This is a genomic window from Mesorhizobium sp. M1182, from assembly GCF_040318335.1.
Lineage (GTDB): Bacteria > Pseudomonadota > Alphaproteobacteria > Rhizobiales > Rhizobiaceae > Mesorhizobium.
On sequence record NZ_JAMYMD010000014.1, the window covers coordinates 1 to 13,551 of the forward strand.

9 protein-coding genes are annotated in these 13,551 nt (G+C 63.1%); 4 read left to right on the forward strand and 5 right to left on the reverse strand.

The features are described from left to right. Window positions 1-153: 153 nt before the first annotated feature. Window positions 154-540: a type II toxin-antitoxin system VapC family toxin gene (locus NKH33_RS17965; RefSeq protein ID WP_352690994.1), complete on the reverse strand. Its 387-nt coding sequence runs from the start codon at window positions 538-540 to the stop codon at window positions 154-156. Continuing rightward, the gene (locus tag NKH33_RS17970) at window positions 540-797 is read right to left on the reverse strand and encodes a type II toxin-antitoxin system VapB family antitoxin (protein WP_352920835.1); all 258 of its coding nucleotides are present in this window, start codon (window positions 795-797) and stop codon (window positions 540-542) included. Before NKH33_RS17970 ends, NKH33_RS17965 begins: the two co-directional genes overlap by 1 nt. Before the next feature lie 169 nt (window positions 798-966). Here NKH33_RS17970 and NKH33_RS17975 point away from each other — a divergent pair, with 169 nt between their 5' ends. Both NKH33_RS17975 and scpB read left to right on the forward strand, forming a co-directional pair. Then, window positions 967-1,920: a DUF1403 family protein gene (locus tag NKH33_RS17975; RefSeq protein ID WP_352920837.1), complete on the forward strand. Its 954-nt coding sequence runs from the start codon at window positions 967-969 to the stop codon at window positions 1,918-1,920. 2 nt (window positions 1,921-1,922) lie between these two features. Further along, the gene (scpB, locus tag NKH33_RS17980) at window positions 1,923-2,621 is read left to right on the forward strand and encodes an SMC-Scp complex subunit ScpB (protein WP_352920839.1); all 699 of its coding nucleotides are present in this window, start codon (window positions 1,923-1,925) and stop codon (window positions 2,619-2,621) included. Window positions 2,622-2,630: 9 nt separating this feature from the next. Here the strand turns inward: scpB and NKH33_RS17985 are convergent, their stop codons facing one another. Further along, the gene (locus tag NKH33_RS17985; RefSeq protein WP_352920841.1) at window positions 2,631-5,915 is read right to left on the reverse strand and encodes a UvrD-helicase domain-containing protein; all 3,285 of its coding nucleotides are present in this window, start codon (window positions 5,913-5,915) and stop codon (window positions 2,631-2,633) included. Beyond that, window positions 5,912-8,563: a PD-(D/E)XK nuclease family protein gene (locus NKH33_RS17990; protein ID WP_352920842.1), complete on the reverse strand. Its 2,652-nt coding sequence runs from the start codon at window positions 8,561-8,563 to the stop codon at window positions 5,912-5,914. Before NKH33_RS17990 ends, NKH33_RS17985 begins: the two co-directional genes overlap by 4 nt. 100 nt (window positions 8,564-8,663) lie before the next feature. On the opposite strand from NKH33_RS17990, the gene NKH33_RS17995 reads away from it, so the two are divergent. Then, entirely contained in the window at window positions 8,664-10,487 is a 1,824-nt protein-coding gene (locus NKH33_RS17995; RefSeq protein WP_352920844.1) for an ATP-dependent nuclease, read from the forward strand. Beyond that, window positions 10,445-12,196 (forward strand): ATP-dependent helicase, encoded by a 1,752-nt coding sequence (locus NKH33_RS18000; protein ID WP_352920846.1) that lies wholly within the window; start codon window positions 10,445-10,447, stop codon window positions 12,194-12,196. The genes NKH33_RS17995 and NKH33_RS18000 overlap by 43 nt, the downstream gene beginning before the upstream one ends. 100 nt (window positions 12,197-12,296) lie before the next feature. Here NKH33_RS18000 and NKH33_RS18005 read toward each other — a convergent pair whose 3' ends face one another. Further along, window positions 12,297-13,415: a GIY-YIG nuclease family protein gene (locus NKH33_RS18005; protein ID WP_352920847.1), complete on the reverse strand. Its 1,119-nt coding sequence runs from the start codon at window positions 13,413-13,415 to the stop codon at window positions 12,297-12,299. Between the last annotated feature and the right edge of the window lie 136 nt (window positions 13,416-13,551).

Here is a 13,551-nt window from a genome sequence, read left to right on the forward strand (position 1 = left end):
AAGCTGCGCAGGCAGGCTGGGATTGGCAATGGCTGGAAGGGGAGGGGGACGAGGCTAGGTCGGCATCGCCCATCTGCATGACGATATCGACGATGTCGGGCATGTCGTCATCGCCGGAAGCAGCGGATGATCGTTGCGCGTCGCCAGCCATGCTCATGCCGCTTCGATATCCGTTTGGGAGAAGTCCTTGCCGATGAAAAGCAGCGGTTCATCTGCACGCTTTGCCAAAGCATAGGACAGGCAATCGGCAAAATTCAGCGCCGCCGGGTGGTGGCCCTTGCCGTAGGTCAGCCAACCTTGGGTCGCCAGATCAACCAATTCGGAGTCGACAGGAATGATGTCGGCCTCGATTTTGCGCAGCCAAAGATCGATCTCGGCCAATGCGTGTTCGCCGCGCCTGCTGACCAGCACCATGCGTGCCTCGAGCACGCAGGTTGCCGGGACCAGACGGATTGGGTCCAAGACCAGCGCTCGTTCCAGCCTTGCTGCCTCAGGCTCGCTCCGAAGGATCGCTACAACAGCTGAGGTGTCGATCACCATCAGTTCGGGATTCCATGCTCGTCGTACCCGATGATCTCCTCGTCGCTGCGACTATCCAGTTCGGGCAATCGTGCCACTCTTTCTCGGATGGCGCGCAATTCTGCCAGCAGACGCTCCTGAGCGGTCTCTCCAAAGCCCAAGCGATGCAGCCGCTCGCTCAGGGCCTGATGGATGGCTGCCGTCTTGCTGACGCCCTGGCGGCGTGCGAGTTCATCGGCGAGAGCGACGGTGGCCGGATTTTTGATGTTCAGGGACACGAAAGACTCCAAAATTCTACCTTTCGGGTGTATTCTACCATGGCTCCGTAGGCTCGTAAACAACGAATGATAAGGCAACATTATCGTTCATTCTGTTGGTACGACGGGCTGTGCGTTTTGGTGCAATATTGATGGCGAAAAGCGCACAGCCGCTTTACCCTCCAAAATCATGATTCGCCTCGACCCCGTCGCCACCGTTCCCGCTCTCTCGCCGGCCGTCCCGGCCTGGGCGCTGGCCAACGGCGCCGTCGTTACCAACGCCGACGCCGCATTTCGGGCCGGCGCCGCCTTGAGCGCGCTCGACACGCTCGCGCGCACGCAAGCCGGCTGGGACGGCGCCTGGCGCCAGCGGCTGGCGCTTCGCTGTGCCGCCGCCAGCATGCGGTTGGCTGGGCGGGCGGAGGACGAGGCCGCCCTGCGCGACGCTTGGTACCTGCGCCCGGCCGGCGCCGACCCCGGCCCCGCCGGCGCCATCCTTGGCGCGTGGCGGCAGTTGGCTGGGCAGCCGCCCGCCGCTACGCCCGACCGGCTCGAGAAGATACTCGACCAGCTTGGCCTCCATTGGGACGGCGAGGCGCTGGCCGGGCTTTGTGAACACATTGACGACCTGGCGCGCTCGGGGCGGCCAGCGCCGTTCGCCGCGGCGGCGATCGCCGCTGAGGTCGTCGCCATGCGTCCCGATGCCGAGCTTCTTGCCTGGTGGCTCGCTGACCTGGTGCTGGCGCAACGCCTGGGCTGGCCGCAGCCGCTGCCGCTGCTGATGGCTCAGGTTTTTGCTTCGGTCTTTCGCGGCGAGGCCGGCGGCAGGCGCATCCGACCCGGGGGCGAGAATTTTGAGCGGGCGGTTTGCCTGGCGCTGGTGGCGGCGGGGGCAGACGCCTGCCGGCTGGCCGCCGAGCTGTCGCGCCGGGCCGAAAAACTCCTGGCGCTGGCGCCAAAATTGCGCGCCAAAGGCGCCGGCGACGTAATCTTTCTGCTGCTCAGTGAAGACGCCGTCTCCGGATCGCTGACGACGAAGAATCTGTCGCGCTTTGCATCGCGGCGGCTGTTCGAGCGACTGCAGCAACTGGAGGCCGTGCGCGAGCTCTCCGGCCGCCCCACATTCCGGCTGTTTGGGTTGTAGCGATGAGCGAAGCGTCCGCCCGCCGTAATCCAAACGATCAGCCGGCGCTGCTCGACACCGAACTGGAACATCTGCCGGCGGAACTGCGCTGGCGCGAATGGATGGGCCGCGTCGAAGCGGTCATTTTTGCCGCCAGCGAACCGGTGTCGCGCGAGGTGCTGGCGCGGGTCGTCGGCAAGAACTGCAATCTCGACCTTGTCATCGACGACATCCGCGCCGAGCTCGCCGGCCGCCCCTACGAGCTGGTTGCGGTCGCCGGCGGCTGGCAGCACCGGACCAAAAAAGTTTTTGGCGAAGTCATCCACGCCGCCTTCGGCAAGGCGGCGGGCGAGGGGACAAAAGAGCTGTCGCAGGCGGAGGGTCTCGTCCTCATGTGCATTGCCTATTTCCAGCCGATCACCCGTGGCGAGCTGTCGTCCTTCTTCGGCAAGGAGGTGTCGCGCGACCTGATCGGCGTGCTGCGCGCGCAAGACCTGATCGCTTCGGGTCCACGTTCGCCACAGCCCGGCGCGCCCTACACCTATGTGACGACCAAAAATTTTCTGTCGCAGTTCGGGCTCGACACGCTGCGCCAGCTGCCGGATTTCGAGGCGCTTGAGGACGCCGGGTTGCTGTCGAAGGAGAAGCTCCTCGCCGGTAACATCATCCCAGGATTTGCAGATGTCCAAGAAGATGGCGCCAACGGCTTCCTCGACGAATAGATGATCCCGTCACGGCGGGACAACCCACGCGATCTCGCCGCTTGTCAGATAGACGATTGCGCCACGCACGGCACCGGTCGCAGACAGGTAGTCACGCAGCTGCCGCACATGTGCTTCGCGCACAGCAGGTGCGGGATGAACGTCGGATTTCCAATCGATGGCAGCGTCGACACGGTCTTCGATGATCGTCAAAGCGTCGGCCCGCCCGGCAATAAGGCTCGCCTCGTCGCGCCCCCAGATTGCGATTTCGGGCACAAGGTGAGGCCGCAGTTCGGCAATCTGCGGCAAAGCGAGCCCGCGGAGCGCCGCTGCTCCCATCTCATAAGGATCGGGCTGAGGTTCATCGTCATTTACGTCGGTCACCAATTGATTGAGCAGTTCGCGAGCGCGGTCAACGCTTGCACCGAGTTCTCCCGCGAGCTCACCGGTAAGAAGCTCTTCCATCAGCTTGTGAAGGATGACGCCGCGGCGGGCGCCGGCACCGACCACCTCGAAATGCTCAATGTGGCTCTCCGAAGTTACGACGCCCTCGAGAGGGTCGCCGAGTCGATCGGCATCATGTTCGCTGGGCCGGCGCCACACTATCGGCGGCGCGCTTTCCTCGACGCACCGCTGCTCGGCGGCAAAAATATCAGAAGACTGCTCGTTGGTCAGAGACGCCGGTGCCGGCATTTCGCGCCGCGCAAAGGACGTAAGGTCCAGCTCGGGAATGTCCAGCTGACGCAGGTCTATCGAGCTGAACCAGGAATCTTTGGACGCCTGGGGGATGTGGGGAAGGATCAGGAGATCCCGTGCCCGCGTGCAAGCCACGTACCAGATACGCTCACGTTGATTGGCATCCTCCAGGCTTTCCGCGGCGCGCGCTGCAGCCAGCTCCGGCGGCGCGACGCCCCCCAGCATCCAGTGCAACGTGTTGTCGGACTGCCGATGCACGAACTGATCCGGCCGGTAGAGTTCGGTCGTCGAATTGACCGGAATGACAATTGGCCACTCCAATCCCTTAGCGCTATGAATGGTGACGATCTCGACGGCATCCTTGGCAGCATCGATGCGTCCTTCCTGCGCCCGGGCCTTGCGCTCCCAATCTTCCTGCAGATCGCGAATGAAAGCGCGCAGGCCAGCGATCGAGTAGCCGCGCGCCCTCTCGACCAATGCGTCGAGGTTGACGAGCGCGCGGGCATTTCTGTTGCGATGTCGCGCTGCCATGATCACGCGAACATTCAGGCGTTCGATGGCCTCCGCCAAAATCAGGCTTGGGGTCACGATTGAGGCGCGCCGACGAAGCCGCTGCAACTCGACGAGAATATCTCTGGCGACAGCATGCTGCACGAGCTCGGGATCCGTCCGCACAGTGAAAAAGCGTTGGCCGTCGGCTTGCTCGACAAGGGCTGAGGTGATGTCCAGCAGTTCCTGTTCGCTCAGGCCCACCAGCGGCCCTCGCATCAGCGCGCCAAAGGCCAGCGTGTCGGAGGAATCCGCCAGGACCCGTAGCAACGCCAGAATGTCCTGCGTTTCCTGCCGCCGCATCAGAGTCTGGCCGGCTTGCGAGGATACCGCGAGGCCGCGCTGCTCAAGCGCTCGCTCGTAACGCCACAGCTCCGTGTGTCCCGGAGAGAGCAGCGCGATGTCGCCGGCCTGCAGCGGAGTGGATGTCTTGTCCGCACGTTTTATCGACACATTGCCGATCAAGGCAGCGCAAATGTCGGCAACGCGCTCGGCTTCGGTCTCGCGAAACATTTCCGCGTAGATGCGACCCTCGGTAGCCACCTCGACGGTGAAGCGGGCGACGCAGGGAAGCAGGTGCGACGCTTCGAAGAGGGTCGGTGCGAGCGCGACATATCGGGGCTGCGAGGGCTTGGCAAAGACCGGCTCGAAGCAGGCGTTGACATGCTCGATGATCGGTTTCAGCGATCGGAAATTAGCGGTGATCTCAAGCACCGCACCATGATCCTGGCCGTCGATCAGCTGGCGGCAGAGTTCGTAGGCTTCGATGTCGGCGCCGCGAAAGCGATAGATCGCCTGTTTCGGATCGCCGACGAGGAAGAGCGCTCCGGACCGTAGCTCCGACTTCTCCCATTGTCCTGGCCGCGCTTGGGTCGCGGCGATCGAGAACAGGATCTCGTTCTGGATGCCGTCGGTGTCCTGGAACTCATCGACCAGGATGTAGCGATAGCGCTGGCCGATGGCCTGGCGCACCTCGTCATGGTCGCGGACCAGCGAGCGGACGTGAATCAACAGATCGTCGAAATCCAGGACGGCGGCAGCGCGCTTGCGCGCCTGATAGCTTTCCAGCAACTGGTCGAGGGAGGTCGACAGCGAGCACACCAACGTGCTGGCGATATGACCGACGAGCTCGCTCCAGGCGGTGACGACGGTTTCATAAAGCTCCCGGCCATAATTTGAACCGACATCATTGCGGTGAGCGCCGAAGCCCCGCGCAGCCTCATCGTAGGTTTTTAGCTGCAGGCCTTTGCGCTCGAAGAGAAGGCCGGTTCCCGGATCGCAGAGGCGCCACAGGGCTCGGAAACTCTCTTTGCTTGCGAGGCAGTCATGATATCGCTGCGCAAGCCCGCCCAATTCGTGCGCGATGTCGGAAAGCCATTTGTCGGGTTCGGCGCTCGCCTGCCACCGGTCGAAATCGTCGACCGCCTGGACGAAATCAATGTCGGGCCGCGCGCCGGCGGACGGACGGATCGGTTGGGCGTCGGGATGCTTGCGCCGAAGGTTCGCGAGTTCACGGATGAGATTCACCACCTGAAGCGGAATCTCTTCAGCCAATACGACAATCGGGTCGCCTTCCGCGGCATCGGCCGCGAGCCGATGCGAAAACCACGCCGACAGCTCCGCCATGAATAGATTGTCGGCGACGGTGGCATCGACCACACGGGCGCCGGGGTCGAGCCCGGCCTGGACGCCATGGCTGCGGATGACCGACTGGCAAAATCCGTGAATTGTCGTCGCCGTGAGCTCGTCGAGCCGGGGAAAGGCGACGACAAGCGCCTCGCGCTGCTGCTCCGAAAGGCCCTGCGGAAGAACCGCCTCAATGAACGCGGGAACATCGCCCGCCAGCAGCTTATCGACCGTTTCCCTGATCCGGCGCGCGAGCTGGCTCGCGGCGAGCTCGGTAAAGGTGATGGCGGCGATCTCGCCAGGGTGGCGGCCGGCCGCCAGCATCATCGCCACACGACCGGCCATCAGCGAGGTCTTGCCCGTTCCCGCGGCCGCTTCGACCAACAGGATCGAGGAAAAATCGGTCATGGCCTGGCGCCGGGCCTCCTGATCGGCGAGCGTCATGTCGAGGCACTCCAGAGCTTGTTGAGCGGCTGGTTGGCTGCCCGGAACTCTGAAGCCTTGCGGCGCAGATAAGTCTCGCGATCGGCAGGAAGCGCGAGGCGCATATCGTCGTAATCGGCGTCCTGCTCCCAACGCGGCGCGATCCGGCCGCTGCGCAGGATGGTCATGGCCGCCGACAGAACCCCCGCCGCCTCGCCGACCACCGCATCGAGCTCGTCGCCCTTGAGCTCGAAGATTGCCGGATCGTCGGCGAGATAGACCAGGCGCGCCACCACGGTCCTGACTTCAGGCAGCAGCGCACGGGCCGCGATTGCATAAAGAACGCGCTGCAGCTCTCGCCCCTGGCCCAACGCAATGCGTTGAGGTCTCGGAGGCGGCTTCGCGCTCTTGTAGTCGGTGATCCGAGCGCCGTCGCCGGTGGCGCGAATATCGAGCCGATCCATGCGGCCGCCGAACACCAGGCCAGTCTGCTCGATCGGGACCGTGATCGTCGTGTCCCACGGCGCGCCTTCCCCGGCGCCGCCGCCTTGCCCGAACGGCACCTCCGTCCAACTGCGCGTATCGGATCTGACCTGATCATCGGCGTTGAGGCCTCTGGCAGTGCGACGCGCGGCCTCGCTCACCGTATGCCGCCACAGGATGGGTGGCGGAACGGAACGCTGTAGTGGCCATGCGTGCAGGATCGCCGTCGACGCAACGGCGATCGCGGCTTCGATCTCATCGGCGCTGGCGCGCGCAAATCCCGGCGTCGGCTCGAGCGCTATGATTGCGCCGCTGATCAGCTCATGAACCAGTTCGCCAAACGAGGCCGCACCGAGCTGCAGCGGGTCGGATAGGAACCGGACAGAGCGCCAGCCCAGAGCGTAACGCCAGACGAACCCGAGCGGATCTCGCAACAGCCTCTGGAGCGATGTCGTCGACTGAACCCGCGTCAAGGCTCTCTCAATCGCCGGATGATTGGCTCCTGAAAGGCCGTCATGCGGCGTCAATATCGAAGGCCGTTGCCAGTTGCGCCAGCATAGCTGGCTTTGGCGAACATGGGCGAGTTGGCCGGCATCGCGGGGTCTCGCCAAAAGCCGGTCCGCTTCGCTGAAAGCATGTTCCGGAATGCGATCGCGCTTGTACACGATCTCTGCCGAAGGCCAGAGCGAACTGGGTGACAGAACGCCGCCCTTGGGGTTGCGCAGCGAGCGGGACAAGACGAGTTGTTCATGGGTGTGCGCCTGGATGACCTCGAAATGGCGCCGGTCGAGCTCGGCGACCCCCACGGGATGAAGCCTGCGGCGGTCGAGCAAATGGTGCGGCAGCAGCGGGTCGTCGTTTTCCGAACGCGGCCAGGATCGGCTGGTGAGGCCGAGCAGCCGCGTATACGGGCGCGGACATGCGGCCAGTTGCGATGCGGGACACCAGACGACGCTGTTGGCCGGATCACGCTGGTCGGCGACGCGCAGCGCTTGCAAGGAGAGCGCGATGGCTTGTGCCGGGGCGCTTCGCAGAGCCTCCTCCCACATCGCTAGGCTGGCGCCGCTTAGCAACCGCGCTCCGGCCTCTGCCGCTATGTCGGCGCCGCGCGCGAGGAGTTCGAGAACGGGAAGCAGGATTTGCTCGGCCAATTCGCCGTCGTCTCGCCGCGGCCTCGCCGTGGCCAGAACTTCTCGCCACTGGTCGAGGCTGCGCAAGCCGGCGCTTCGCGGGATTGCGGCGAACCAGTCCGGCGGCAGCCGGCTGGCGAACGGGTGCGCGGGGAGGCGTCGGATCAAGCGCCAGACCCGTTCCTGGTTGAGCCCGTTTGCGAGAGTGTCGGCCAGGGCGGCACAGGCCTGGCCCTCCGGCGTGCTCAAAGCGGGCACCCCATGAGAGAAATGCAACGGCAATCCGGCACTTCTCGCATAGGCCAGAAAGTGATCGTCCCAGTCCTGTGTCGAAGTCGCGGCGATCGCGATGTCTCGCGCTTGCACCTTTCCGGTCGCCAGCAACTGCCGGGTCCAGCGCAGCGCCTCGATAACCTCCGACTTCGGGTCCGCGCTCGCCTCGGCGGATTTACGGACCGGAGTAGTCGCAGCCCTTCTTTGGATCGACCCTCTAAACCATGCGTGCTCGGCAGGCGCCGGCAGTTCCCAAGTAATGTCGGTGACGCGAGCGAGGTCATTGAGAAGAGACAGCCAAAGCGGATCGACGTCCACCACTCCCGAAAGCGTGACCGGACCCAGCAGGCTACGCGCACGATCGATCCGCCTGGCGGCTGCATCACGAAGATCGCGCGGCAGCATATGCGCGGGTGAGATGTGATCGCGAACGTAGGTCTCGACGCGATGAAGATCGTCAAACCTCGGCACCTCGCCTGCCAATGACGACAGATCGAGATCCGCCCGCCAGGCGCAATCGAGCGCGTGCAGAACCGCACGCGGCATCCCCGGCAACGCCGCCACCATTCCGATATCGCCAAAGCTTTCGGAAGCCAGCGCGGCCTGGATTGCCGGATAGAGAACATCGGTGCCGGCAGGTGTGGCAAAACCACCAACCAGCCGCGCCGCAAGCAGAGGCAGAGTTACGATCTCGCGACCGATCGCTCCGCCCCGCGCCGCAGCGGCGCGGGCGCTGCGAAGCGCCAACATACCATCGACGACGTAAGTGGAGCGACTCGGCATCGTGTTTTCGTGTTGTTGTTCCAACAGGGCACTGTGATCGCCCAAGATCACCGGCTATTGAAGCTTAGGCAAAGAAAAACTTCGGGCATTGGGGACGGAAATGCGGCTGAGCAAGCTGAGCATCAGGAATTTTAGGAACTTCCAGTCGATCGACGTCGCGCTGGCCGGCAATGTCGTGCTGCTCGGCGAGAACCGTGTTGGCAAGAGCAATCTGCTCTTCGCCATTCAGCTCATCCTCGATCCGACCCTGCCCGATTCGGCACGGCAACTGAAGCTCACCGATTTCTGGGATGGCGGGCCGGCCGACTATACCGCGCCCATCGAGGTGCATCTGGAAATCTCCGATTTCGCCACGGACATGGCGCTGACCGCGCTATTGACCGATTTCCGGGCGCGCCATGATCCGACGATCGCACAGCTTAGTTATGTGTTTCGCAAAAAGTCGGACGTTACGGGCCCGCCGCAATCCAGCGCCGACTGCGAGTTCCTGGTCTTCGGTGGTGGCGATGAAACGCGATCGCTGCCGAGCAAAGTGCGCCGCCGCATTACGATCGATCTGCTCGACGCCTTGCGCGACGCCGAAGGTCATCTCGGTAGCTGGCGAGCCTCTCCGCTGCGCCATCTCCTCGAAGAGGCCGTCTCGGGCATTAGCCGCCCCGAACTCGACGCCGTGGCGGCCGAGCTCGACAAAGCGAGCAAGGCGCTTGAAACCTTTCCGACCATGAAGACGCTTGAAGATGAACTGCGCGCCGGTATCGCCTACCTGTCCGGAAAGGCGCATGACATCGACGCCCGTTTGAGATTCGCGCCCGCCGACCCGCTTCGCCTTTTCCGGGCTATCGCGATGTACATCGACGGCGGCAAGCGCGGCATCGCGGAGGCCAGCCTCGGATCGGCGAACGTTGCTCTGCTGGCACTGAAGCTTGCGGAATTCGCGTGGCGCCGGAAGAAGAACGAACGCAATTTCTCGCTGCTGTGCATCGAGGAGCCGGAAGCCCATCTTCACCCGCACCTGCAGCGATCGGTTTTTTCCAAGCTGCTTGGTAATGCCGAGGCCGCTCAGGCCATGATAGTCACCAGCCACTCGCCCACCCTGGCTGCGGTCGCCCCGTTGCGGTCACTCGTCCAGCTGAAGAGGAGAGGGGGCGCGACGCAGGCATTCTCATTGGCGCATCTTCCGGTGACACCCGACGAGCTTGACGATCTCGAGAACTATCTCGACGCGACACGCGCCGAGTTGCTGTTCGCGCGTGGCGCCATCTTTGTCGAGGGCGATGCGGAAGAGGCGCTCATGCCCGTCTTCGCGTCGTCCCTCGGCCATTCGCTTGACGATCTCGGTATCACCGTCTGCAACGTCGCCGGCACGAACTTCCGCCCCTATGTCAAGCTCGCCGAGGCGCTGGCGCTGCCCTATTGCGTCATCACTGACTGGGATCCTCTGGACGGCACCAAACCGCCTCTCGGCAAGAAACGCACTATGGATCTCTGGGCAGACATGCTCACCATCCGCGGCAAGCCCCCACTGACGCCGGCGCAACTGGCGGAGTGGGAGGGAAAGGACTATGCGGCATTCAGTGCCGGTGCGATGACGACCAGCGTCTTTCTCAACGATCGGACCTTCGAAGTCTCCGTCGCCAACACGCCCGCCCTGTTGAGCCCGCTCCTCGACATCCTCAGCGACCAGGATTTCGGGTCCGTGCGGACCAAGCGAATTGCCGACTGGCGTGCAGGCACGCCAGTCGATGCCGAGCAGCTGCTCGCGATGGTTGGAAGCGTCGGCAAGGGACGACTCGGTGCCCGGCTGGCGAAAAAAGCCGCTGGTCTCCCACCGCCCCCCCTACATCGCCGCCGCCCTCGCCGGCCTCGTCACGCTGGTCTCCAGTGCTTAGCGACCTGGCCCTTGTTCAGGCGTTGGCTGACCTAAAGGGCAACCCGGAGCAGGCAGCCGCGGTCGTGGAGAAGGGTCATTGCGTAGTGCTGGCCGGTCCGGGGAGCGGGAAGACCAAGACGCAGGATATTCCCGAACCGCGTGGTGTTGCCTGTATTACCTACAACAACGACTGCGCGATCGAACTGGAAACGCGGCTCGCCCGCCTCGGGATCACGCCGGGCGACCGCGCTTTCATCGGCACCGTGCACAGTTTCGCGCTGCGCCAGGTTATCAGCCCCTACGCGCGTTGCGTACCCATTGGGCTTCCGGCAGACTTCAAGGTCGCAAGCAAGTCGCAGATGAAAGCGACGGTTGAAACGGCCTACAGGAACTCGATCGACGGTTACGGCAACCCGCACGACCGATGGAAGTTCGCTTCGGAAAAGCGCCTTCGCGATGTCGACCGCACGCGGCCTGAATGGCGGGGACACAATCCGGAGCTGGCCGATTTCATCGAAGCGTACGAGGCGGAACTGCACCGGCAAGGCTTGATCGACTTCGACGACATGCCCCTGATCGCCTATCGCATGATCAAGGAAAATGGCTGGATTCGCGACGCGCTTCGCGCTCGCTTTCCTATATTGTTTGTGGACGAATACCAGGACCTGGGCCACGCGCTGCATGAACTCGTCCTGGTGCTCTGCTTCGAAGGCGGAATTCGGCTCTTCGCGGTCGGCGACACCGACCAATCGATCTACGCCTTCGCCGGCGCCAATCCCGAATTGCTCGAAAGCCTGACGCGCCGGCCCGATGTGCGTACGATCAGGCTTCGCTTCAACTATCGATCCGGTGCAAAGATCATCCGCGCGTCGCTCGGCGCGCTTGGCGAGGAGCGCGACTATCATGGCATCGACGGCGCGCCCGACGGCGATCTGAACTTCTGGCCGGTTCCCTACGGACACGACAATCAGGCTGAAGCGGTCGCCAACACGATCATTCCCAAGCTTGTGGAGCAAGGGTTCGAGCTCGGAACAATCGCGGTTCTTTATCGTGCCGCCTGGCTCGGCGACAAGGTGGCGGCCGCCTTGAAAGAGGCGGGGATCCCTTTTGTCCGGACCGACATGAATGCCCTGGTCAAGCGAAGTTCCCGGCTGGCGCGCTTCATCGAGGAGTGCGCTCGCTGGATCACCGGCGGCTGGCGCGATGCCGAACCGCCATACGCGCGGTTGCTGTCGCAAGCGGTGACGCTGGTCTATGGGCGCCACGCCAGCGAACGCGAGGAGCAGGAGTTGTCCGTGCAACTCATGGAGTTTCTCAACGCCTCGCTCGCAAGCGTCGAGACGACCCACGTCTGGCTCCAGCGCTTTTCTCGTGAACTTGTTACGCCGTGGCGCAACATTGCGCGCAACTCCGAACAGGAATGGGACGTCTGTGGGGAAATGATCGCCAACACCGATGCGGCCCGAGACCTCGATCTTCCCCTCGCGCACTTCGCCGGGCGGGTCGAGGGATCAGGTCGCGTCAACCTGAGCACCCTGCACAGCGCCAAAGGCAGGGAGTTCGATGCGGTCATCGTGTATGGAGTAAACGCTTCCGACATTCCGAGCACGCGCGACAAGCAGACTCCCGCGAGCCTTCGTGAGGCCAGGCGCTTGTTTTACGTCGGAGTGACGCGCCCGAAAAAACACCTCAGCCTGGTCTATCAGGAACACCACCACTCACCATGGGTCTTCGAACTTTACCAGCGAAGTCAGCAGGATTGAATCCCGAGTAAATCGGCGTAGTCAACCAGCTCCTCATCCGAGCTGTGCCCCTATCCTTGCGGCCGATCTTCAGCCTGACGTTCAACATGCTCGACCTTGTCTAAATCACTCGGGTATATGTCTCTCCGTCGATAACCCGTTGCACTTGCTCACGGTTCCGTGCGCCTATCCGTTCGGCGATGGTCTCAGCTGTATGGACCTTCGCAAGCTCCCGAATAGCCCGGACCTGCTCAACAGAGAGGCGGTCGTCTCGGCCGCAAATCTGGGCGACGGCCCAGGCGTCGTCCTTCCATTTTTCCGAGACCCAAGGGGCAGGAAGTCCCTTGCGGGGATGGTCACGTAACCAGTTTTCGAGAATACCGTCGCGCTCATCGGGCAGCGGCACGACTCGATCACCCAGCATGCCATTTTCACGAAGATATCGCAGACCCGACTTGCCTCCCGTGATCATATTGAGGCGCCGTTGGTCGTGCCAATGTCCATCCACCAGCCATTCTTCCGTGGCATAGAGCCGTTCGATATCATCGGTGATCGCCATGACCTTGTGGTGGATGTAGGTCACACGGCCAGCGTCTGTCTCTTCGCGAAGCTTTCGGTGAAACAGCAAGGGGCTACCGGTCTCCATCGCTCGTCGATGTTCCGCCCAGCGCTTCTGCCAGCTACGGGTCGTGACGCCGACATAGAAGAACCCATCGTCGGGATAAGACGATCCTGAACCGAAGATGTGCTGATAGAGAACGAAGCTCTTTCTCGGAAACGATTCCGGAGCCAGAAGGAGATGCGCTGGCGCCGAGAAGACCTGACTTGGATTCTTCACGCCGGGGATATGGGCGGAGAAATCCCGGCGCGCCGCAGCTGCCAGCAGTGCCTGATCCTCAACGACATCAAGACGAATTGTCGGGCTAAGGGCAAGTTCGTTCTCCGCAAGAGCGTGACCCGAAAGAAACTGATCGGAACCCACCATCCGGTGTCCGAGCCTGACCTTCATCGGGGGTGCGATGAATATCGGCATGTCGCCGAGCGCAACAAAGTGGACGACCGGAATGAGCTGACCCGGTTTCACCCGTATCACCCCGCCTTTGCGCTTGGCCATTCCCAGCCAGAGTGCGCCATACTCCGATCGACACCATTGGCGCAGCAAGGTCCCAACCTCGTGAAACCGGCGATGCATCGGTTTTGGCGCGAGATGCTCCCACCAGGCGCGATTGATCGAGACCACAAAACCTCCATTTCAATTGGTTTATGACGTCTGCTGAAACCGGACTTCTCCGATAAGGGCCGCCATTCGCGCAAAGTTCATGACGATCACCATGACGGCTGTTTCGACGGTCGGTCGCCGCACGCCGGCCCGCCAT